This window comes from Wolbachia endosymbiont (group A) of Longitarsus flavicornis, from assembly GCF_963931955.1.
Lineage (GTDB): Bacteria > Pseudomonadota > Alphaproteobacteria > Rickettsiales > Anaplasmataceae > Wolbachia.
This window is the reverse complement of the sequence record NZ_OZ008337.1, coordinates 1,344,337-1,366,113: the sequence shown is the minus strand read 5'-3', so window position 1 is coordinate 1,366,113 and position 21,777 is coordinate 1,344,337. Positions and strand designations below refer to the sequence as shown.

The 21,777-nt window shown below is 36.4% G+C and carries 19 protein-coding genes, 2 tRNA genes and 2 pseudogenes; 7 read left to right on the top strand and 16 right to left on the bottom strand.

The annotated features are described in order from the left end of the window. The first annotated feature begins 41 nt into the window (after positions 1–41). Positions 42–2,696, top strand: coding sequence for a tetratricopeptide repeat protein (locus tag AABM58_RS06565; protein ID WP_338406698.1), 2,655 nt, complete (start codon positions 42–44; stop codon positions 2,694–2,696). Continuing rightward, positions 2,677–3,363, top strand: coding sequence for a tetratricopeptide repeat protein (locus AABM58_RS06560; RefSeq protein WP_338406697.1), 687 nt, complete (start codon positions 2,677–2,679; stop codon positions 3,361–3,363). The genes AABM58_RS06565 and AABM58_RS06560 overlap by 20 nt, the downstream gene beginning before the upstream one ends. Before the next feature lie 38 nt (positions 3,364–3,401). Here the strand turns inward: AABM58_RS06560 and odhB are convergent, their stop codons facing one another. Beyond that, a complete protein-coding gene (odhB, locus tag AABM58_RS06555; RefSeq protein WP_338406696.1) occupies positions 3,402–4,574 on the bottom strand; it encodes a 2-oxoglutarate dehydrogenase complex dihydrolipoyllysine-residue succinyltransferase in 1,173 nt (390 codons plus the stop codon). A 532-nt stretch (positions 4,575–5,106) separates the two neighbouring features. On the opposite strand from odhB, the gene AABM58_RS06550 reads away from it, so the two are divergent. Beyond that, positions 5,107–5,316, top strand: a complete 210-nt coding sequence (locus AABM58_RS06550; protein WP_338406695.1) for a hypothetical protein — start codon at positions 5,107–5,109, stop codon at positions 5,314–5,316. 158 nt (positions 5,317–5,474) lie between these two features. Further along, positions 5,475–5,819 (top strand): TrbC/VirB2 family protein, encoded by a 345-nt coding sequence (locus AABM58_RS06545; protein ID WP_264374165.1) that lies wholly within the window; start codon positions 5,475–5,477, stop codon positions 5,817–5,819. Between the two features lie 48 nt (positions 5,820–5,867). Here the strand turns inward: AABM58_RS06545 and AABM58_RS06540 are convergent, their stop codons facing one another. Beyond that, on the bottom strand, positions 5,868–6,866 hold the full coding sequence (locus AABM58_RS06540) for a pyruvate dehydrogenase complex E1 component subunit beta (RefSeq protein ID WP_338406694.1): 999 nt from the start codon (positions 6,864–6,866) through the stop codon (positions 5,868–5,870). Positions 6,867–7,272: 406 nt separating this feature from the next. After that, positions 7,273–7,349 (bottom strand) — tRNA-Arg (locus AABM58_RS06535). Between the two features lie 148 nt (positions 7,350–7,497). Here AABM58_RS06535 and AABM58_RS06530 point away from each other — a divergent pair. Beyond that, entirely contained in the window at positions 7,498–8,271 is a 774-nt protein-coding gene (locus tag AABM58_RS06530) for an ABC transporter ATP-binding protein (RefSeq protein ID WP_253302498.1), read from the top strand. A gap of 125 nt (positions 8,272–8,396) precedes the next feature. Here the strand turns inward: AABM58_RS06530 and AABM58_RS06525 are convergent. The 10 genes and pseudogenes from AABM58_RS06525 to AABM58_RS06480 form a co-directional block, all read right to left on the bottom strand. After that, a pseudogene (locus AABM58_RS06525) lies at positions 8,397–8,681 on the bottom strand (helix-turn-helix domain-containing protein); the annotation flags it as partial. A gap of 69 nt (positions 8,682–8,750) precedes the next feature. Beyond that, positions 8,751–9,092, bottom strand: a pseudogene (locus AABM58_RS06520) (transposase); the annotation flags it as partial. 123 nt (positions 9,093–9,215) lie between these two features. Further along, positions 9,216–9,689, bottom strand: coding sequence for an ankyrin repeat domain-containing protein (locus AABM58_RS06515; protein WP_338406692.1), 474 nt, complete (start codon positions 9,687–9,689; stop codon positions 9,216–9,218). Between the two features lie 49 nt (positions 9,690–9,738). Then, the gene (gene ltrA / locus AABM58_RS06510; protein WP_338405985.1) at positions 9,739–10,986 is read right to left on the bottom strand and encodes a group II intron reverse transcriptase/maturase; all 1,248 of its coding nucleotides are present in this window, start codon (positions 10,984–10,986) and stop codon (positions 9,739–9,741) included. 43 nt (positions 10,987–11,029) lie between these two features. Beyond that, a complete protein-coding gene (locus tag AABM58_RS06505; RefSeq protein ID WP_338405986.1) occupies positions 11,030–11,152 on the bottom strand; it encodes a hypothetical protein in 123 nt (40 codons plus the stop codon). A 368-nt stretch (positions 11,153–11,520) separates the two neighbouring features. Continuing rightward, positions 11,521–11,808 carry a hypothetical protein gene (locus AABM58_RS06500; protein ID WP_338406691.1) on the bottom strand — a complete coding sequence of 96 codons (288 nt, stop codon included), beginning with the start codon at positions 11,806–11,808 and terminating at the stop codon, positions 11,521–11,523. A gap of 442 nt (positions 11,809–12,250) precedes the next feature. After that, positions 12,251–12,475, bottom strand: a complete 225-nt coding sequence (locus tag AABM58_RS06495; RefSeq protein WP_010962565.1) for a hypothetical protein — start codon at positions 12,473–12,475, stop codon at positions 12,251–12,253. Positions 12,476–12,569: 94 nt separating this feature from the next. Then, positions 12,570–14,276 carry an arginine--tRNA ligase gene (gene argS / locus AABM58_RS06490; protein ID WP_338406690.1) on the bottom strand — a complete coding sequence of 569 codons (1,707 nt, stop codon included), beginning with the start codon at positions 14,274–14,276 and terminating at the stop codon, positions 12,570–12,572. Between the two features lie 95 nt (positions 14,277–14,371). Then, on the bottom strand, positions 14,372–15,121 hold the full coding sequence (locus AABM58_RS06485; protein WP_338406689.1) for a hypothetical protein: 750 nt from the start codon (positions 15,119–15,121) through the stop codon (positions 14,372–14,374). An 86-nt stretch (positions 15,122–15,207) separates the two neighbouring features. Further along, the gene (locus AABM58_RS06480; RefSeq protein ID WP_338406688.1) at positions 15,208–15,801 is read right to left on the bottom strand and encodes a hypothetical protein; all 594 of its coding nucleotides are present in this window, start codon (positions 15,799–15,801) and stop codon (positions 15,208–15,210) included. Between the two features lie 442 nt (positions 15,802–16,243). Here AABM58_RS06480 and AABM58_RS06475 point away from each other — a divergent pair, with 442 nt between their 5' ends. Further along, a complete protein-coding gene (locus AABM58_RS06475) occupies positions 16,244–16,369 on the top strand; it encodes a hypothetical protein (protein WP_338406687.1) in 126 nt (41 codons plus the stop codon). 209 nt (positions 16,370–16,578) lie between these two features. Then, a tRNA-Tyr gene (locus tag AABM58_RS06470) sits at positions 16,579–16,643 on the top strand. 56 nt (positions 16,644–16,699) lie between these two features. Here AABM58_RS06470 and AABM58_RS06465 read toward each other — a convergent pair. The 3 genes from AABM58_RS06465 to AABM58_RS06455 all read right to left on the bottom strand — a co-directional run bounded on the left by AABM58_RS06465 (position 16,700) and on the right by AABM58_RS06455 (position 21,753). Then, entirely contained in the window at positions 16,700–18,352 is a 1,653-nt protein-coding gene (locus AABM58_RS06465) for a hypothetical protein (RefSeq protein ID WP_338406686.1), read from the bottom strand. Between the two features lie 226 nt (positions 18,353–18,578). Continuing rightward, positions 18,579–20,279 (bottom strand): ABC transporter ATP-binding protein, encoded by a 1,701-nt coding sequence (locus AABM58_RS06460; RefSeq protein ID WP_338406685.1) that lies wholly within the window; start codon positions 20,277–20,279, stop codon positions 18,579–18,581. A 211-nt stretch (positions 20,280–20,490) separates the two neighbouring features. Beyond that, the gene (locus AABM58_RS06455; RefSeq protein WP_338406684.1) at positions 20,491–21,753 is read right to left on the bottom strand and encodes a recombinase family protein; all 1,263 of its coding nucleotides are present in this window, start codon (positions 21,751–21,753) and stop codon (positions 20,491–20,493) included. Positions 21,754–21,777: the final 24 nt, after the last annotated feature.

Genomic DNA, 21,777 nt, shown 5'->3' with positions numbered 1-21,777 from the left:
CTTATATACATTATCTCTTAGTTTATTCCTTTCTTGAGATCATGTACAGGTTCTTAGGAGGCTTTCGATTTGAGGTAAGAAACCCAGTAGGATCGTTTACTGGAAGAAAGACAGAGCTAAAAAAGTTGCATGAGTCAATACAAGAAAGCCAAGGTGTAGCCACAGTAATATCGCATCTAGCTTCTATCAGTGGTTTGGGAGGAATCGGTAAGACTGAGTTAGTCAGAAAATATATTGAAAAGCACAGTAAAGATTATGACAACAATATTATATGGATAAATGCTGCAACCTATGAAACTATAGTGCAGTCTTTTTTCAGATTAGCTAAAGGTCTTTTAGGCATTCCTACAGAAGATAGGGATGTTGAATCTATTGTAAGAGATATATATGCTTTTTTTGCCAAGAGAAAAAGTCTCTTTGTTTTCGATAATGCAGAAAAATATAGAAGTGAAGGTCAAGATGCTGGTATTAGTCAATTTTTACCGTCCCACTTTTTATCATCTGATGATAATAAACCTAGTGTTTTGATTACCTCGCGTAATCAAAAATGGGGAGATATAGAAGTATTAACATTGGGTATATTTAAAGAGTCCATAGACTTCATTAGAAAAGCATTGGATATAAAGGATGGATCACAAGAAAATGAAATAAAGAATTTAGCAGAGACATTACAGCATTTTCCTTTAGCCCTGCAGCAGGCAGTTGCATACATAAAAGAAAGGGATATAGCATTAAAGAATGTAGGCTTGAGGTTTGAAATCAGTGATTATTTAAAAAGGTATAAAGAGGAAGCAGAAAAATTGCTTGATTTCAAGTTTCCTGAAGACAGCAATGATAGTTACACCGAGACAACTTTTATAACCTGGAGAATTACTATTAATAAAATCAAAGACAACGCAGAGTATGGCCAGCAAGCCAAAGAAATTTTAGATATTATCGCCTATATTGCCTCTGACAATATTCCTGTAGAAATGTTTTTAGGATTAGAACGCAATAGAGAAAAGTTAGGTGATGCTATCCAACTACTTAAGCAATATTCAATGATCAACTCAGGAGAAGAGCAAAGTTCAGTCAACGTTCACAGGTTAGTACAGCAAGTAACAAGAATAGAGTTAGAAAAACAAGGCAAAAACAAGGTTGTGAAAAAGACTTTTGAATTACTGAAAGAAAGTTTTCCTCATGACAGTGATAAATTAGAAGATCACGCTAAGAAACGACAATTATTGCCTCATTTAGAAGCATTTCTGTCACATATAGATAATTGGCTAGCAAAAAATCCTCCAGAAAAACAAGCAATAGAAAAGGATTATCTTGTGAATTTGTTAACGTGGATGAATGATGGATATTATTACTTGGGTAATCCTAGAAGACAAAAGAAGTCGCTCAAACAGGCTTTATCTATCTTTAAGAAATATTATGGTTCTGATCACTTTACAGTTGCTATAGCACTGGCAAACCTAAGTATCGCCTATGGGAATCTAGGTAATCATAAGAAACAAAGGGAGTTACTTAAACAGGCTTTACCTATTCTTGAGAAACATTATGGTTCTGATCATTTCCAAGTTGCTATTACACTAACAAACCTAAGCAACGCCTATGGGAATCTGGGTAATCCTCAGAAACAAAAGGAGTTGCTTGAACAGGTTTTACCTATTCTTGAGAGACACTATGGCTCTGATCATTTCCAAGTTGCCATTGCACTGACAAACCTTGGTATTGTTTATGGGGATTTAGGTAACCATGAGAAAAAAAAGGAGTTGCTTGAACAGGCTTTAGCAATCCAAGAGAAACATTATGGGCCTGATCATCCCCAGGTTGCTAGCACATTAGTAGGTCTCGGTACCGTTTACAGGGGCTTAGGTAATCCCCGGAAAGCAAAAGAGTTGCTTGAACGAGCTTTAGCAATTCAAGAGAAACATTATAGCTCTGATCATTTTCAAGCTGCCATTACATTGATGAACCTCAGTATCGTTTATGGTACCTCCGGTGATCCTCAGAAACAAAAGGAGTTGCTTGAACAGGTTTTACCTATTCTTGAGAGACACTATGGCTCTGATCATTTCCAAGTTGCCATTGCACTGACAAATCTAGGTGATGCCTATGGAGATTTAGGTAATTCTCAGAAAGCAAAAGAGTTGCTCGAACGGGCTTTAGCAATTCAAGAGAAACATTATGGATCTGATCATTTCGAAGTTGCTAGAACGCTAGTGAGCCTCGGTACCGTTTACAGGGGCTTAGGTAATCCATGGAAAGCAAAAGAGTTGCTTGAACAAGCTTTGGCAATTCAAGAGAAACATTATGATTCCAGTCATTTCCAGGTTGCTATTACACTGACAAACCTAAGTAATGTTCATGGGGATTTAGGCAATCTTCAGAAAGCAAAAGAGTTGCTCGAACGAGCTTTGGCAATTCAAGAGAAACATTATGGGCATGATCATTTTACAGTTGCTATAATACTAAAAAACCTAGGCGGAACTTATGGAGATTTAGGTGATCCTCAGAAAGCAAAAGAGTTATTTGAACAGGCTCTACCTATTTTTAAGAAGCATTATGGCTCTGGTCATATTCAAGTTGCTAAGCTACTGGCAAACCTAAGTATCACCTATGGGGATTTAGGTAACCCTCGGAAAGCAAAGGAGTTGCTTGAGCAGGCTTCATTTATTCTTGAGAAGCATCATGTCCATGATTACTTCTAAAGTTGTTGAACTATGGGAAATTCTAGGCAATGCTCTTGGGGCTTCAGGTAATCCTCAGAAGGCAAAAAAGTTGCTTGAACAGGTTTTACCTATTTTCGAGAAACACTATGGCCCTGATCATTTCAAAGTTGCTAGAGTATTAGTGAGTCTCGGTAATGCTTACAGGGATTTAGGTAATCCTCAGAAAGCTAAAGAGCTGCTTAAACGGGCTCTAGCGATTCAAAAGAAACATTATGGGCCTGATCATTTCGAATTTGCCAGAACACTAGCAAATCTAGGTAACGTTTACAGGGATTTAGGTAATCCTCAGAAAGCTAAAGAGTTGTTTGAACGGGTTTCACCTATTTTTGAGAAACATTATGGCTCTGGTCATATTCAAGTTGCTAAGCTACTGGTAAGCCTCGGCATCTCTCATGGGGACTTAGGTGACCACGAGAAACAAAAGGAGCTGTTTGAACAGGCCTTGCCTATTCTTGAAAAACATTATGGCCCTGATCACCCGGAAGTTGCTACACTACTGATAAACCTAAGCGACGCCTATAGTGCTCTAGGTAACCATAAGAAACAAAAGGAGTTGTTTGCACGGGCTTCATCCATCTTTAGGAAACATCGCTACTCAAATCATCCGGAAGTTGCTAAACTGCTGGCAGAGCTAGATGATATTTAGGCTTTTAGCAACACTAGATTAACAATAACTCATTTGAGCTACACTTCCAAAACTAATCTGCTTGGATCTTCTATATAATTTTTTATTTTAACGAGGAAAGTTACTGCTCCTTTGCCATCAACTATTCTGTGATCGTAAGAGAGAGCAATGTACATCATAGGTCTGATTTCTACTGCATTACCAACAGCAACTGGCCTGTTTTGTATTGAATGCATTCCAAGTATTCCAGATTGCGGAGGGTTTATTATGGGAGTAGAAAGGAGCGAACCGTATACTCCGCCGTTTGAGATGGTAAATGTTGCACCTTCCATTTCTGATACTTGTAATTTACCCTCGCGAGCTTTTTTGCCAAGAGCAACTAAAGTCAACTCAATTTCTGCAAATGACATCTGATCAGCACTTCGAATAACTGGCACAACAAGGCCTTTGTCAGTGCCAACAGCAACACCTATGTCATAGTAATGTTTATATATGATTTCATCGCCTGAGATTTCAGCGTTAATTTCAGGAATTTCTTTCAGTGCTTGCACCACTGCCTTTATAAAAAACGACATAAAACCAAGTTTTATTCCATATTTTTTTTCAAAGGCGTCCTTATATTTTGCTCTTAGATCCATGACATTTTTCATGTCGATTTCATTGAACGTGGTCAGTATTGCGGCAGTATTTTGCGACGCTTTCAAACGAGCGGCAATTACTTGCCTTATTTTACTCATTTTCACCCGTTCCTCTCTTTGCTCTCCACTTACTACACTTTTTGGCAATTCGTATTGTTTTATTGCAGGTTGTTCTGCTTTGTTCATATGACCTATTACATCTGCTTTTGTTACTCTGCCTCCCATGCCAGTTCCTTTGACGCTTTCTGCACTGATTGCATTTTCTTCCATAATTTTACGAGCTGATGGAGCATCTTTTTTAGCAGCACTTTCGCTTGTATCTTCTTTTCTTGCTTCCTCTTTTACTTCTCCCACGGAAAGCTTCGCTAATAATTGATCAGGACTTATCACATCATCTTCCTTTACAAGAAATTCAGTTATTTGCCCCGAAGTTTCTGCAGTTAATTCGAGTGCTGTTTTATCAGTCTCAATTTCAAAAATCAGATCATCTACTTTTACTGCCTCGCCAATATTTTTCTTTATTTTTACTATACCTTCCGTAACTGACTCACCACCAAGAGTTTTTGGTGCTCTGATTTCTATAATTTTGCTCATAAAACAACTTCCGTATAAAACTTTCTATAGATTTATACATGAAAAGAGACATGTAATAAACTAATAAATTCATTGAGGCTCTTATCATTTAGAAGTGGACCACAACTCCCAAATGTCATTCCAGCGCAGCCATAAAAATTCCTTGACAAACTCCGCCAGCCCCCTTATCATAAAACTGAAGGTATTCAGTTACCTTCATCTGTGCAGATTAAACAGCAAGAAAACAACGTAGTTGGCGTCTTATTTTTAATTTTTTGCACTATGTGCACCTTATGTCTTCACAACATTTCTGGGTTTTTACCTATATAAGCTGAAACGCGCTTATAAGTCGTTTAAGACAGTATAGTACGCCGATTTTGCAGGATTAGAGAGTGACAACTAGCTAACACGGGGTTTCTTTTGCCTTTTTTTCTGCTTAGTAAATTTCTTAAACATTTAAACTAAGGTGAGTTGCACTTAAAAGCAGCTAAATTGCAGTGTTTAAGACTTAAAAAACGCCAATACTGAAAATAGACAATGACTAGGGCTTCTTTTGCCTTTTTTTTCGTTTGGTAAATTTCTTAAATGTTTATCGACAACCGTCATCCCGCTGCTTGTTAGCGGGATCTATTGCCGAGATACCGCGAATGAATCGCGGTATGACGGTTCGCGGCGGTATGACGTAGGACTGCTGTCATTCCAGCGCGTGACGCTGGAATCTAGAAAAAAGAAAATGGATCCCAGTGTCTGGGCACTGGGATGACATCGTTTACTATGTGATATCGTGCCATATTACAATGTTCGTGCAGTTGTGTGTCAACTACTTTTGTGGCACCGCTTGTTATTCAATCTTTATGCTAGTTTTACTAAAAATTATAGTATTTTAGGTATAATTGCAATATCTAAATTTAAGGTATAGGGATGAACCCTACAATCAAGAGAATTTTCAATATTTTTCTTATAGTATTATTTATTTCTTTCTCTCATGTTGGAAGTGCTGCTAACGCTAATGACGATACAACTGCTCAAGTAATATGTAATATCATTGGCTACGTTTGGGGAATAGGTGGACCGCTTATGACCGTAGTGATAATAGGTGCAGCTTTGCTTGCGATATTTGGTAGAATGCCATGGCCAGCTCTTTTTGCACTCGGTGTATTTTGTGCTGTATTTTTCGGTGCTAAAACTATTGTGACAAAAGTAATGGGTGGTATAGGTGGAAATACTTCTTTGATGGACCAATGTGGAGTGGACAAAAAGAAATAGATCCTTTTGTCAATAAGTTGCTTTCTTTATCGTATTGGAAATTAAAACTTATTTTTTTCTAAAACAGACCTGATGCACCGCTTCAACTATATCTTCCACTTGTGGTAATGCTTTTTTTTCTAGATTCGTAGCATAAGGTAAGGGGATGTCCTCGCCAGTTACGCGTATAACTGGAGCATCAAGGTAGTCAAATCCTTGTTCCATGACAACGGCTGACAGCTCTGCTCCTATTCCTGCAAATGGCCATCCTTCTTCTACACTAACTAACCTATTAGTCTTCTGAATAGAGTTAATAACAGTTTGAGTGTCAAGTGGTCTTAAGGTTCTGAGGTCAATAACTTCAGCTTCTATGCCCTCATCAGAAAGTAAATCTGCTGCATTTAAGGCATCCATTAATTTTAATGAAAAAGCAGTGATAGTTACATCCTTTCCTTCCCGTATAACAGCAGCTTTGCCTATCTCAAGTAGATAATCTTTGTTTGATAGCTCAGAGTCAGAAACTTCATGCTCATGTCCATAAGCTATTTCGTTTTCTAGAAATATTACCGGATTAGGGTCACGAATTGCAGCTTTAAGCAGACCTCTGCAATCGGAGGCAAAATAGGGTGCTATTACTTTTAACCCCGGTATATGCGAATACCAAGATGCAAAGCATTGAGAGTGTTGTGCAGCAACTCTTGCTGCAGCGCCATTTGGTCCACGAAATACTACAGGGCATCCAAGTTGTCCGCCTGACATATAATTTGTTTTTGCTGCGGAATTCACAATTTGGTCAATAGCCTGCATAGAAAAATTAAAAGTCATAAACTCAACGATTGGCTTTAACCCAGCAAATGCTGCTCCAACAGCAAGACCAGCAAATCCATGTTCGGTAATAGGTGTATCAATTACCCTACTTTCTCCAAACTCTTTCAGTAATCCTTTCGTTACTTTATAAGCACCATCATACTCTGCAACTTCTTCACCCATGATAAGCACATCAGGGTCGTTTTGCATTTCTTCTCTAATTGCTGTGCATAAAGCTTCTCTTACACTTAAGGTTGCCATTTATAAACTTTTGTAGACTTTAACTAAAGTAACTATATCAGAATTACTAGGAAGCGACAAATTAAGTTTTACAAACACCATGTTGTACTGAACTTTGGGTAGCTACTTATTTCAATTCAGTGGTAGCTGCCTTTTTCAACTTTTCCGCTGTAGCATCTCTTCTCTTTATGACGGTGTCATGCAAGTAGCTGACACTGGAATCCAGGATACTGAGTTGGTGAGTATAAAAGTGTTGTGTTATGCTGGCTCTACGTCATACCACCGCGGTATCTCTAGATCCCGCTAACAAGCAGCGGGATGACGGTTGTTGTTTCGCTATAAATATTAACTTAAAGGGAATTTATATCTTAAAACCGCAAAAAAAGGTGTGTGTATTTGTGAGAAAAAATCTCCATGAAATTTAATGTGGTGGGACTAGTGCGATTCGAACGCACGACCTTCGGATTAGGAGTCCAACGCTCTATCCTGCTGAGCTATAGTCCCATGTTTCCTACCATTTATGTAAAGTTATAGCAAAAAATCCTTCTCTTTTCTAGATTTCTTGCATAACCAATTTATGACGACAAAAAACATTTCTGTACTTCTTGAGTATAATGCTATTATATTTAATAACATGGTTTAAGTAAGATTAATGCTAGTTAACAACATTGGTTATTTCTATAACAATCAAAACGACTTTGCTTTAAACAATATAAACATTAAAGTAAAGAAAGGAAATGTTGCATGTTTATTGGGGCATTCTGGCTGTGGCAAGTCAACAATTTTGAAATTAATTGCGGGGATAGAAAATCCAAAATCTGGAACTATTTTTATAAATGATAGGTTAGTTGCAAGCAATAAGGCATCAGTCGCTATAGAGCATAGAAATATCGGATTGATTTTTCAGCATTCTGCATTATTTCCTCATAAAACAGTAGTAGAAAATATAACCTTTGCTATCCGCAGCTCTTCCAAGAGAGAAAAGCACCTAATTGCATTGGAAATTTTGAAGTTACTCAATATAGAAAAATACGAAAATATGTACCCTAACGCCTTATCTGGAGGACAGCAACAATTAGTTGCAATAGCAAGAGTGATGGCACAAAACCCTGATGTTGTGTTGTTAGATGAACCATTTTCTAATTTAGATATACTGCTCAAGTGCCGAATAAGACAACATATATTGTCCCTTTTTAGAAGTAAAAATATCCCTGTGCTAATGGTAACTCATGACCCGCAAGAAGCATTGAAAGTTGCAGATTTTATCTACGTAATGAAAAATGGTAAAATTATTCAATCAGGAGTTTCTAGCGATATATACCATAAGCCTAAAGATGATACGCTAGCAAAGTTTTTTAGTGAGCTCTCTTCTACTCTACAGTTAAGCGAAAAGTTTCCACTTATTCGCTGCAAGAAAATAATCTAGTCTGGAATTGTTATAAGATATAGCTCACATAGATAAAGTTTACTCTTTTGTCATCCTATGCACAACTGTACGAACATTGTGGAACTAGTTGAGGGAGTTTCTTAGAAGCCATACATCCTCCTTGGGATACCTCTTTTTCTCAGTTCATTTGCAGCTCTTTCTTGCCCATATGCTGGAAATTCTGTTGCTATCTGCTCTTTCTATATCGTCGGAAACTCTGTTTGCTAATAGCGGTTTTTTCTTACTTATTTCATGTAATGCTTCTTCTCCTTCATTTTCATATAACTCCTTAAAGCGATAAAATGTATCTCTTGAGTATCCCATCACTTTGCATGCTTGAGACACATTTCCTAGTTGTTTTGCTAGTTCTCTAGCTTTGGTTTTAATATTTTTGTCTGTATTGTACTCATATCTAACACTCCTTTATTTTTAACTTACTTTTTTAAAGTGTCAGGTCAAGTCTTGTTTAATACATGTTATAAATTTGTGCTATCTACGGCAACTTCAATATCTTTCATATTATTTTCTGCAATCATTGATCTTAATATTAAGTTTTTTTTGAAGCTTGCGAATAGCTGCAAATCTTTTCCTATTTGTTGCAAATATCCTTTTATAAATCCGACTGTTTGTCTTAAACCAATTCTAAAGAGATTGACGATTATATGCACCAAAATTACAACTTTATCACTGTAAATATAGCTGCCGCCTTGCATTTTTGGACTATTTTCATACCAATTTTCAATTGCTTCGTTAATGAAGTGAAAAATATTTCCCCTTTTTTCAAGGAATTTGTTATATTCGTTTTGGTTACTGACTTTCATTTTCTGTGGCATATTTTTTCTTTAAGCAGTTAAATGGCTATTTTATAATGAATTTTGTCAGTAACTGCTAGTTTTCCTGAACGCTATGCAACAAAGCCCACTGGGATCCAGCAGATCAAGCGGCTATACTTTCCGCTCATCACCAGTTATGCCTTGTTCTTCTTTCACTTCATCCATTTCAGTACTAGGCTTTAACATCATATATGTAACACCACCAACTGCTAGTGCTGCTGCTGCAGTGCCTAATAATGCGGTTGCACTACCGGCGTAAATACCTTTTTGGGTTGCTGATGTAGATTCTTTCAGAAGCTTTTTTATTCTATCATCTATAGCTAAGTCTTTTGGAGTCTTGCCATCTTTATTCTTTAATAAAAAATTTGCACCCTTATCTAATAGAGCCTTTACTAAATTTACATTGCCATCCTTAACAGCTATATGCAAAGGAGTATCTCCCAATTTATTCACTGCATTAACCTTTGCACCCTTGTCTAATAGAGCATTTATTACATCTATCTCGCCAATAGCCACATGCAAAGGAGTATTTTTATGATTTTGACTCACTGCATTAAGGAGAGTAGACCAGTGGAACTTCCCCACCAGTCTCTCGCAAAACTGTACGTAAACCTCTCGATTTATACAGCTTCCATTATTCAGCCTTTTGGCCTAACCCTAGTGTCCAGTGATAGAAAATATCCGGAGACCTCTTTCTCACCTTTCCTAGAAATTGTCTTGCTAGTCTTCCGTGACTCCTGAGTCTCTTATATTTCCTTTTCACCCACTTTTCTAGATGCCGCTCTATATTCTTTAGAGATTTGTATACTTCAGTTCTGTAAAATTTGCCATAGTACTGATACCAGCCTCTGACTATTGGATTTACTTTTCCTGATATCTCCTCTAATGTTATATGCGTATTTCGTAGCATTTTCCATGACCTTATGGTTGTAGTAATCTTTTTCTTGGCCTTGTTGCTAATTGCTGGAAGAAATGAAACAAAATACTTCCCTATTTTATTTCTTGCTAACCTGGGTCTGAATGTGTAACCCAGAAAATTAAAACTTTGTTTAGGAAATTCACCACTCCTATTGTCATCCTTACAGTACACTATCTGTGTCTTTTCAGGATGCAATTTCAACTTATACTCAGCCAATCTTTCTTCGATCATTACTTTCACAAACTCTGCCTGTTTCTCTGTTCTGCAGTGCACTATCGCATCATCCACATACCTCTCAAATGGTACTGTCGGGTAGTTCTTTTTCATCCATATATCAAACACATGATGCATGAATATATTAGAGATGATTGGGCTAACTGAACCTCCTTGCGGAACTCCTTTATCCCTAACTACCTTACTGCCATCTGCTTGCTGAATGGGGGCTTTCATCCACCTCTCAACATACAGTATGACCCATTTGCAGTCTGTGTGCTTTTTGATAGCTTGCAATGCCAAGCCGTGGTCCAAATTGTCGAAAAATCCAGATATATCAAGATCTATCGTCCAATCGTACCTCCAGCATCTTTTACGAGCTGTATCTACCGCATCCAGTGCAGACTTATTTGGTCTATAACCATATGAATCCTCATGAAATTTTGGTTCTACCAGCGGCTCTAGATACATAGCAGCAGCCGTTTGCCCTATCCTGTCGAATACTGAAGGAACACATAAAATTCTTTGCCCTCCTGTATCTTTTGGTATCGCAACAGCTTTTACCGGCTCTGGAAAATAACTTCCGGATGACATCCTATTCCATAGTTTGTACAGATTATCTTTTAGATTTTCTTCAAACTTTGTTATCGAAACCTCATCCACACCAGCCGCACCTTTATTTTTCGATACTTGTTTATAAGCCCTACAAATAAGTTGCTTTGGTATATCAAAAGACTTTGTTTTATTCATTAACTCCTCCCTTTCGGTTGATACATAATTAAAACTGAATAACTCAGCTCCTTCGCTCCATTTCCATTACAGAAACTTCTTCACTACTACGAGCTGATCCGCCCCTGTTTTTCGCATCGGTACTCTCATCCTTAGAGTTTAGCTCCTTGGATTTCTCCCTTATCATCGAAACGACAGGTTCCCGTAGTTCCACACAATAGCCTGAAATAGATTCATGCCACCTTTATGCCGGACGCCATCTATCCAGTAAACAAGCTCCCGATAGATTTATCCCAGGTTACAAACGACCCCCTGGTTTTGACGTCATTTAAAAGGTTTCGACACTTCATCAGTGGTTCACTTTCGTTCATCTCTCTATTCCTTACATGACATATAATTATGCCTTTTCCATAACGCTCACTACCTTGGCTCTTTACCAAAGCAGCTTATGGTTGTTTGAAGCCTGCTCTTGTAAACCGGCTCCGAGGGACCTACCCTCATCTACTGTGCAGCTTTTGCACTTAGTTTGCTCTTACTTGAACATTCTTTGTGTCTCTACGGCACACCATCTGCCCCTTTTTTTATTAGAGCTTTGATTATCTTGATACGGCCTGTGTGAGCAGCTAAATGTAATAACGTGTGTTTATCTTCTTCGTTACCTTGACAAAGAATAGATTGAAATAAGAAGTCCACATGAAAATTGGCTGCTTGCCACTCCTCATAGTCACTTTGGCGTGATTTAAACTGCCCTTTTATTCTTTCAATTATGTTATTTCCATTTAAATCTGTCTGTTCCGCAACTTCAGTGAATACAGTTGAATACTCCCTAAAACTGATTGTCATAACTTTACCCTACTTTGAATAATATTTTGATCATTACATATTGTAACAAAAAAAAATCAACTCATTTCTTCCAGAGGTTCTATATTAAAGATGGAAAGTCCAGAAGCGATCTAAGGCTTGCACGAGTTGCAGCGGTAAGGTTTAAGTTGTCTTCTTATATTTTTAATTGTGTAATCTCCTGTGTTTGTAAATGTTTTTTCTATGCCCCACTGCAGTAATAAGTACTCTGCGCTCTGAATGATTTATGCTGTAAATATATACGGTAGTTGCTAACCCTTATCCTATATTGCCCTCTAAAGCTATGACATAAAGGCTTTCCTAGATTAAAAGGATCAACTGTAAGGCGTTCTTTATGGCCTCCTGAACCATTAATTTAATCTTTGCCGGAAGAGCTGGAATTTCTTTTTCAATAACATTTTTTAAGAATTTTATAGTGTAAGTTTTATTTCCAGATGTTTTCATCATCCTCTACTTCTTCTTCACCTTCAGAGAGGCGATCGTCAGCTATTTTGGATAGCTCTACATCTTCTTCGAACTCTTCTTCCACTAAATCTACTAAAACTTCAGGAATAGTTTTATTTTGAGTCTCTGCCATTTCTGTAAGATACTGAGCCAATTTACTGTCAAAACTTACATTAACATTGAGCTTTTTTTGACTGTGAGCCATATATTAACCAGAAAATACTACTATAAACTATAACATTTTTACTTAATTTTGTCAACTTCTCTATTCGTTGAAAAAACAATCTTGCATAAAAAAATCAACTCATCTCTTCCAAAGGCTCTATATTGAAGATAGAAAGTCCAGAAGCGATGACGTGCGCTAAGGCTTGTACGAGAAACATTCTTGCAGCGGTGAGGTTTAAGTTGTCTTCCAGTATGAACCGCATGTTTAAATCACTCTTGCCATACCCCCATAAAACGTGAAACGCTTCTGCAACTTCAAGTAAGTAGAAAGTAATTCTGTGTGGCTCATAAAGCCTTGCTGCAGTTTCTATCACATTTGGCCACTTTGCTAAGGTTTTTATGAGGAAGAGCTCCCCATCGGTCTTTAAAAGTGAAGAATCTGCTGTTGGGAGCTCTTTTGGAGCATTACGCATTAATGAGTGAGCACGAGCATGCGCATATTGCACGTAAAAAATAGGGTTGTCTTTTGACTGTTCTTTAACTTTAGCAAAATCAAAGTCCAAGACCATATCATTCTTGCGTGTTAACATTATAAAACGAGTTATGTCCCTGCCAACTTCTTCCACTACATCTCTTGCTGTGAGGAAGTTTCCTGATCTTTTGGACATCTTAACAGGTTTGCCGTTCTCGAAAAAATTCACAATATTATGCAGTTTTACCTCTATTTTTGCTTGATCATCACTGAGCGCAGAGACGACTGCTTTGAGTCTTTTGACATAACCGCCGTGGTCACTACCAACCTCTAAGATCATATTGTTAAAACCACGTGATATCTTATCAAAATGGTAAGCAATATCCGAGGCAAAATAAGTCCAACTGCCGTCCTCTTTTTTCAGTGCGCGGTCAACGTCATCACCAAATTTTGTAGAGCGAAATAACATTTCTTTTCTGGAAGTCCAATTTTCGCTTTCTTTGCCTTTTGGTTTCTCCAAGTACCCTTCATACACTAGACCCTTGTCAGACAATATCTTTATACTCTCTTCAATTTTGCCACTTTTTTGTAGCTCATACTCTGAAGTAAAAACATCATGATTTACTCCAAGCAAGTTCATGTCTTCCTTTATAAGTTCTAAGATAGAACTTAAAGTATAGTCTCTAATTATCTGATTATCTTGCTTTTTTAGAAGCTCCTTGTCATATTTTTTGGCCAGCTCCTCCCCTATCGGTTTTAAATATTCACCTGGGTATAAACCTTTTTCTATACTGATTTTTTCTCCCAGAGCTTCTTTGTACCGCAGATATACTGACTTTATTAGTGTATCTATCTGCGCTCCAGCATCGTTAATATAGTATTCCTTAGTAACTTTATAACCAACTTTTTTTAGTAAGTTTGCCAGAACGTCACCAAATACTGCCCCTCTTGCATGACCAATATGCAGTGGACCAGTTGGATTTGCAGATACAAATTCAACATTGATGGCCTGATTGTTCCCTATATCTAGGGTGCCAAACTCTGTTTTTAGCTCATTTATTTGTTTTAAAATCCCATGCCATACTTTTATTTTTAAGTGTATGTTGATGAAACCAGGGCCCGCTATTTCCACTTTTGCAACTTCATCAAAAAGTTCAAATTCTTTGGCTAAAACCTCTGCAATTTCAATGGGATTCTTCTTTTCATGCTTTGCAAGCACCATGGCAACGTTTGTGTAAATGTCTCCATGTGCTCTGTTACTTGGGGGTTCTACGATAAAGTTTGTTGTATCTGTATTTATAATACCCCTTTGCTTCAACTCGTTTAATTTACTCAAAATTAAGGAAGAAGCCCTTTTGAAAATGTTCATCAACTAGAAAAACTATGAAAACCTCCAACAATATAGCGAATAAGTGGGGCTAGTTGAAGGTTTATCTTAACTATTTTATCTTCCTGGATCAGAGTTTATATTAAGTCGTTGCTGTAACCATGGTAAGAGAAAGCCATACCTTCGCTGTAACCATCATTACCAGCATCAGGTTCTTTAACATCATCAGGTTCTTTAACATCATCAGGCTCTTTAACATCATCAGGTTCTTTAACACCATCAGGTTCTTTAACATCATCAGGCTCTTTCTCTTTCTTTAGTTCATTCTTAATATTTTCTTTCAGTTCATTCTTAGTCTTATCATCAATCTCACACTTAAGACCTTTCTTCAGTTCATTCTTAATACTTTCTTTCAGTTTATTCATAGTCTTATCATCAATCTCACACTTAAGACCTTTCTCCAGTTCATTCTTAATATTTTCTTTCAGTTCATTCTTAGTCTTATCACCAATCTCAAACTTAAGACTTTTCTCCAGTTCATTCTTAATATTTTCTTTCAGTTCATTCTTAGTCTTATCATCAATCTCAAACTTAAGACCTTTCTCCAGTTCATCCTTAATATTTTCTTTCAGTTCATTCTTAGTCTTATCATCAATCTCAAACTTAAAACATTTTTTCAGTTCATTCATAGTCTTATCATCAATCTTACACTTAAGATCTTTACCACATTTATCATAAATCAACTTACTCTTATTGACTTTACAATCATCCAACTTTGTGAACAAATTAATTTTCAACATATCACTGACATAGCACGTATCAAGTGGCAATATACGTACATGATTTGCATTTTTTTGATTCGGACAAGAAAAAGTATTCGTTGGCATAAAATATCTCCATTAGTAAATAAAATTATTAAAAAATTAACCATAAGATGGAAGTGTGTACTAACAATGTACACACTGTATTACTTTTATATAATATGAACAGTGCCTTCTAGCACTGACATATTGTGGGTAGAAAAAAAGGCTTCAGCACTTTTTGCATCTAATATAGAAGAGTTTATTGCTTCTACACATTCATCACATTCAGAATTGTTTTCACAACTGCCCACAAGTTTACCATCTATAACCTGAAGGTTGTTTTTAGCATTCTGAATAGTTTTTGCACATTCTTTAAACTTGTAGCCTGTTGGCTCTTTGGTCTCAATATCAAGAATATCATCAGTTATTGGGTTGACCGTTATTGCAAGCTTTGAAAAATCAACGATTGTTTTAGATTCAGGTTCAGGCTTAACTTGTGGACAAGGGGGACAAGCAGGACAAGCAGGAACAGGGGGGCAAGCAGGAGCAGGGGGACAAACAGTATCAGGACAAGCAGGACAAGGTGGTATATTTAAATCGAATTCGGGAAGCTGTATATTTAATTCGAGTCCATCATGCCGCGAGTCAAAGCGGTTATGGCAACGTGGGTCAAAGTTATGATGGTACCGTGGGTCAGTTATGCAAGCTGTGCGCACAGGAGTACATGAATCCATACGTGGATACGAAGAAAAATTGTAAGTCATAAAAATCCTTTAAAAAGCAACTATTAGATTATTATAGGATAAAAAAGTTAATGATTTAATAATTTTAAGGCTAAAATTAGCATACACACAGTCCTTAACTTACAGTACATTTCAAAATACGACTTTAATGTAGCAGATATTAGAGTTAAAAGTTTTACTATGGTAGAATAATGACAAGATCCCAAGAAGAAGCTGTCAGTAGTCAAATTAGTCGTGTTGCTGAAATAAATTGTAATATATGGTTACTGTGAATAACAATTGCTTATCTTCTCAAGCAAAACATGAAACACATGGGTTGAATAACACCCATGTGCTCTTGGAAGCACGTATAGCTAGACGTGCGTTTATGAGTTGTTTAAAAACAATCTTCTAATAAAGAAACCCAAATTCATCACAAGGATTATGACATGTGTCATAATAGTTATGATATGAGTTAAAATGATTGTGGCACGAATTAGTAGCACAAGGTGCTTGTGCAGGTGCACAAGCTTGTGCACAGTTCGATACTGGTGTTGGTGAAACTGATGCTGGCGAATTAAAAGCCGTACATGGTAGCTTTGGTAAATGACTATAATTATAAACCATAATGATCCTTTAAAAAATACTATGAGATTATTATAAATTAAAATGATTAAAAATTTAATAATTTTAATTATAAATCTAGCATATCAACTAACGGTATGATTTAAATTTTCTTTCAATTCCACTGTATCTTCGCCAGTTTTGCATACAGCCCGTCTTTACTTATTAGAGAGTTGTGAGTTCCTATTGGCAACCGTAGCTCAGTTGGCAGAGCGTCAGTTTGTAGTGCTGAATGTCGCCAGTTCGATCCTGGTTACTCACCCTATTTTTCTGCAAAAATGCCATCTGGGCTGAAAAGCCCAGAAAGCATTCAATCTTATATAAAACTAGTATCAACAGAAACAGGACTATCCTCATTATCATAATAGTAAGGATTTGTTTCCGTACTATCGAAAACAGTTTTTAATAGTACTTCCTTATCACTGTCCCATGCAACTTTCTTCATAATTTTAGCAAAATCTTCACACTTTTTGTCAACTCCACAGTCCTTTATTTTGCCATTAGCCTTTAGATAAGGCTTTAATGAACCATACAATATCTGAGTGTTATTGCCCTCTTTATCTATCATTTGTCCTAATGTGTTAACAAGTATCAATGGTGCAATTTGTTTTGCTTTTGCAACAATTGTTCGATCAGACTCTCTAATGAGATCAGGACATGATTCTCTAACAAAAAAGCTTTTGTTGTATTCTTTATTATTATGATAACCGGCAGGGTAACAGAAACTCTTAATTTCATCGTCTTGACAGGCTATCTCTTGTGGATTATCCATACATTTTTTACATGACATATTACTAAAATAGTGTGCTGAATCAAAAAGCTCTGTAAAGGCAAATTTAAAATTTACTACACCGTAATAACCCTCTATTCCCTTTTCTATATGTGTCGCAATTTTAGGATTACTATACATCTCAGGATACAATTCCTTTAGTAAATCAGATGTATTAAAACCTTGATGACCTATCTTATTATAAGTTGTATACCAAGAAGCATGCGCTCCACAATTTTCAGCTCGGGAACAATCTAAGGTTATTTCTTGAGATGTAATGACACTTGCTTTTCCAGTTTCATCTCCTTTTTCACCAGTATCAGGTTTGTTTGTACCAGTTTCATCTCCTTTTTCACCAGTATCAGGTTTGTTTGTACCAGTTTCATCTCCTTTTTCACCAGTATCAGGTTTGCCTGTACCAGTTTCATCTCCTTTTTCACCAGTATCAGGTTTGCCTGTACCAATTCCTTTCTCTTTTTTGCATTCTTCAGCTTCTTTTTTATACCACTCAACCTCTGCCTTTGCCATTCCAATTTTACACTTTACAACTTCTTCTTTGGCTTTCTCAACTTTCTTTTCACACTGTACAAGTGCTTCTTTTATCCTTTCAGCCTCCTCTTTTGCTTTCTCAACCTCTATTTTTACCTGTTTAGCTTCTGCTTTCACTTTTTCAATCTCATCTTGAGCTTGTTTTGCTACTTTCTCAGCTGCTTCTTTAGCTTCAGCATCCTCTTCTGCACGTTCTCTTGCCTGTTCAGCGTCTTTTTTTATCCTCTCAGCATTTTCTTCGCATTTTGTAAACTGCTCTTTTGCTTCTTTAGCTTCACCCTGTGCTTGTTTTGCTACTTTCTCAGCTGCTTCTTTAGCTTCAGCATCCTCTTCTGCACGTTCTCTTGCCTTTGCAGCATCCTCTTTTGCACGTTTTATTGTCTTTTCAGCATCACCTTCTGCCTTCTTAGCCTTGTCTTCGCACTTTCCAAGTGCTTCTCTGGCAAGTTCAGCATCCCTTTTCCCTTTTTCGATCTGATCTCTTAGATCCGTAACCTGATCCTCAGTTGTAACCTCATCATCAGTTACTACCTGATCTTCAGTTGTGATTTGATCCTTGATCGTCTCATCTACACCTTCGTCACTATGAGAAAATTTGTTAGTATATGAATAGCGATTATTGATTTTATCACTATAGTTATGTTTTAACATAGAGACCTCCTATACAGTCAAAATTGGAATTACATTAAGATAGAACAAGCTATGAATATAACGTGAATGAAAGAAACCACAGATCACGAAATTTCCGGATAACTATGGAACCATTATAAAATAATAAAATTAAAAAATTAATAATTTTAATATTAAATCTAGCATACTCGTTAAATCAACAACGATATAGCTTAAATTCTCTTTTAATTTACATAATATTTCATGCCTATTGTATCTTCGCTAATTTTGCATATAGCCCGTCTTTACTTATTAGAGAGTCATGAGTTCCTACTTCTTCTACCTCTCCATGATTAATTACTATAATCTTGTCAGTCTTGAGTGCGGTTGATAGCCTGTGTGTAATTACGATTGTTGTTCTGTTTTGCATTAACTCGCTCAATGCTTTTTGCACGAGGTTCTCACTTTTATAATCAAGGGCAGAGGTTGCTTCATCCAGTATTAAAACCTGAGGGTTTTTGAGTATGGCTCTTGCTATTATAATACGTTGTTTTTGTCCTTCAGAAAGTTTTAATCCTCTTTTTCCTACAAATGTATCAAATTTATCAGGCAGCTTATCAATAAATTCCATCGCATAAGCACTGATAGCTGCTTGCTTCACTTCCTCATATTCAGCACCCGGTTTGCCATATAGTATATTTTCCATTATTGAGCAAGAAAATATCATGTGATCTTGTGGCACTAAGCCAAACAACGATCTGAGGTCATTTAGCGCAATTGACTTAATATTGTGCCCATCGATAGTAATGCTGCCTTTGTTTGGATCATGAAAACGGAGCAGAAGTTTTAAAATGGTGCTTTTACCACTGCCAGATGGTCCAACAATTGATACTGCTTGACCTGCCTCTATAGAAAATGATACGTTATCTAATGCTGGCTTATCAGCATAAAAAAATGTTACGCCATTAAACGAAATTCCTTTTTGAACACTACAAATTTTTATAGGATCATCGGCATCTGCTATAGAGCTTTTCATATTTTTAAATTCAAATAAACGCTCTACTATTCCAAGACCTCGTTGTAAATCACTGATATTATCGCTCAAATTATTTATAGCTCCTGCTGCGAGCGCTGAATAAAACACAAATGAGGAGAGTTTTCCAATAGTTATATTATTGCTTAAGACTTCTTTAATACCAAAAAAGAGCAAAACAACTAGTGAACCTATCACACACATGATAACGAGAGTTACTAGAATAGCACGCAAGAGTACTAATTTTACGTATGATTTTGATACTGAGTTTAAATACTCTTTAAAACGGGTTTTTTCATTTTCTTCGAGTACAAACGACTTGATAGTCACTATAGATCTAAAATTTTCCTCACTAAATGACGCAAGCTCACTTAATTTATCCTGGGCAAAGCGTGCATAGCTACGCACTTTTTTTCCAAGTGAGGTCATGATAATGAGTAGTATAGGTATTATTGCGGCTGCATACGCAGTTAGTTGTATATTTGTATATAATAACATGGCAACACTACCAATCAGAATCACAAAATTTCGTAATATGGTTAGTAAGCTGCTGTTTATTATTGATTGCAGCACAGATGTATCAGTAATCAATGCTGAAATAACATCTTGTACGCCTGTGTTCTCAAAGAAACTTGGTTGCAAGTCAGTGATACTGCTATATAAGTCATATCTGATTCTTGCGATAACTTTCTCGCTGCCAATGCCAATGAAATATAACCGAGTAAATGCAGTGAGAGAAATGGCTAAAACTATAAGTATTGCAACTAATAGTTTGGTAGTAAAATCGTGCTCTGTGCCAGAATCAATTATATTGCTTAAGCCTCTGCCAAAGAGGAGGATCGTTAAGGCTGAAAATAAAACTGCAATAAAAGCTATGATGAAATAAGATAGATTAGGCTTTATATAGTAAAATAACTGCCTAATATTAGATCGCATCTTATTTTAAAGTTTCTAAAGTTAAGTATATAGATTTTAGTTTCAGGGGAAAGGTGTAGTATGAAGCAATTTAGGTTCTGCAGCTGTTGTGATTTTAGTCCACCAAGAAAGGGTAGTAGCTCGCAGAAACGAAAAAACTTACTTGACAAACTCCGCCAGCGCCCTTATCATGATGTGTAGTACAATGATACAAATTAAGAATTCCCCCATCCTACTCTGGTTCTTCGATCTGAAATCCTACTTCTACCTGATCACGACCAATGTTAATTTGTCCTATTAATGCTTTAATAATGCCGCGCTTAGTTTGCCAATCTAGCTGTTCCAGGTTCGATTTTACACTAGAATAAAAATTCTTTATACTATTTATAATAAGACTTATTCCTTTTTCTACTGCCTTCTGATCAACTACCTTTTTTTTCTCTTCTTCTATCCCTTGTAAGCGTTCCTTCATTTTTTTCATTGTCTGTTTAAATTCTTCCTCGCTTATATATCCTTTCTCTCCTACATTTTCTTGACTATAATAATCTTCCATTAATTTTTCGATACCTTCTTTTATTTGATTTTCTCTTCTTGCAAACTTTTTCTCTGATGATTCATCATTTTTATTTTCTAATACTCTACGTTGGTATTCCTTTTTTATCATCTCTGGGTTTTTTAGTACATCTTTCACCTTTCCCCATACAGCTATTTCTAACATATCTGCTCGGACTAATTTATTGTTACATTTTTCCTCATCATCAGTAATACGTACTATACTACTACAGCGATAATAGCTATACGTTTTTTCCCCATCCCTATGATGCACACCACTATACGTACTTTTGCAGTTTTGACATATAGTTAGACCTTGTAGTAGATTTATCTCTTCCCTTCTCTGCATTCTTGCTCTTTTTCTATTTTCATCCAGTTGCTTTTGTACCTTGTTAAATAATCCTTCATCAACTATCTTTGGTACTGGTATATAAATCCAACTTTCTTCATCTGTACGATAAACAGAAACATTTTTTACCTTTTGTTTACTTTTTTTTCTTGATATTCTTTCAACCCTTTTTAACTTACCAAACGCTGCTTGTCCCTTATACGCTGGGTTTCTTAACATCTTCCAAATTATTATTGGACGCCAAACCTTCTTTCCAGTTCTTGTTCTTATTGACCTATCTCTTAGTCTTCGTATCACTTCCCTTATGCTTATTCTTTCTTGTCCTATCCACATGAATATTTGCCTTACTATTTTTGCTTCTTCTTCATTAATTTCAATTTGTGTCTTTTCTCTATCTACATGCTTTATACGCTTATAACCAATAGGCACAATATTAATTACACTTACACAACCTTTCCTTGCTCTATGGAGCTTTCCTCTACGACTATGTTCCATAATAATTGTACTTTCACGTTCTGATAATAATCCTTTCATTCCTAGCAATAATTTAGAATCTGGATTATTTTCAACCTTATAATCTAAGAACCTGTACATGATCTCAAGAAAGGAATAAACTAA

Coding starts and splice junctions, on each gene's coding strand:
- AABM58_RS06495 (WP_010962565.1), bottom strand. CDS start 12,475: ATGGCTCACAGTCAAAAAAAGCTCAATGTTAATGTAAGTTTTGACAGT.
- AABM58_RS06540 (WP_338406694.1), bottom strand. CDS start 6,866: ATGGCAACCTTAAGTGTAAGAGAAGCTTTATGCACAGCAATTAGAGAA.
- AABM58_RS06530 (WP_253302498.1), top strand. CDS start 7,498: ATGCTAGTTAACAACATTGGTTATTTCTATAACAATCAAAACGACTTT.
- AABM58_RS06480 (WP_338406688.1), bottom strand. CDS start 15,801: ATGACTTACAATTTTTCTTCGTATCCACGTATGGATTCATGTACTCCT.
- AABM58_RS06565 (WP_338406698.1), top strand. CDS start 42: ATGTACAGGTTCTTAGGAGGCTTTCGATTTGAGGTAAGAAACCCAGTA.
- AABM58_RS06505 (WP_338405986.1), bottom strand. CDS start 11,152: ATGATAAGGGAGAAATCCAAGGAGCTAAACTCTAAGGATGAGAGTACC.
- odhB (WP_338406696.1), bottom strand. CDS start 4,574: ATGAGCAAAATTATAGAAATCAGAGCACCAAAAACTCTTGGTGGTGAG.
- ltrA (WP_338405985.1), bottom strand. CDS start 10,986: ATGAATAAAACAAAGTCTTTTGATATACCAAAGCAACTTATTTGTAGG.
- AABM58_RS06465 (WP_338406686.1), bottom strand. CDS start 18,352: ATGTTAAAACATAACTATAGTGATAAAATCAATAATCGCTATTCATAT.
- AABM58_RS06485 (WP_338406689.1), bottom strand. CDS start 15,121: ATGCCAACGAATACTTTTTCTTGTCCGAATCAAAAAAATGCAAATCAT.
- argS (WP_338406690.1), bottom strand. CDS start 14,276: ATGAACATTTTCAAAAGGGCTTCTTCCTTAATTTTGAGTAAATTAAAC.
- AABM58_RS06455 (WP_338406684.1), bottom strand. CDS start 21,753: ATGTACAGGTTCTTAGATTATAAGGTTGAAAATAATCCAGATTCTAAA.
- AABM58_RS06545 (WP_264374165.1), top strand. CDS start 5,475: ATGAACCCTACAATCAAGAGAATTTTCAATATTTTTCTTATAGTATTA.
- AABM58_RS06560 (WP_338406697.1), top strand. CDS start 2,677: ATGTCCATGATTACTTCTAAAGTTGTTGAACTATGGGAAATTCTAGGC.
- AABM58_RS06500 (WP_338406691.1), bottom strand. CDS start 11,808: ATGACAATCAGTTTTAGGGAGTATTCAACTGTATTCACTGAAGTTGCG.
- AABM58_RS06460 (WP_338406685.1), bottom strand. CDS start 20,279: ATGCGATCTAATATTAGGCAGTTATTTTACTATATAAAGCCTAATCTA.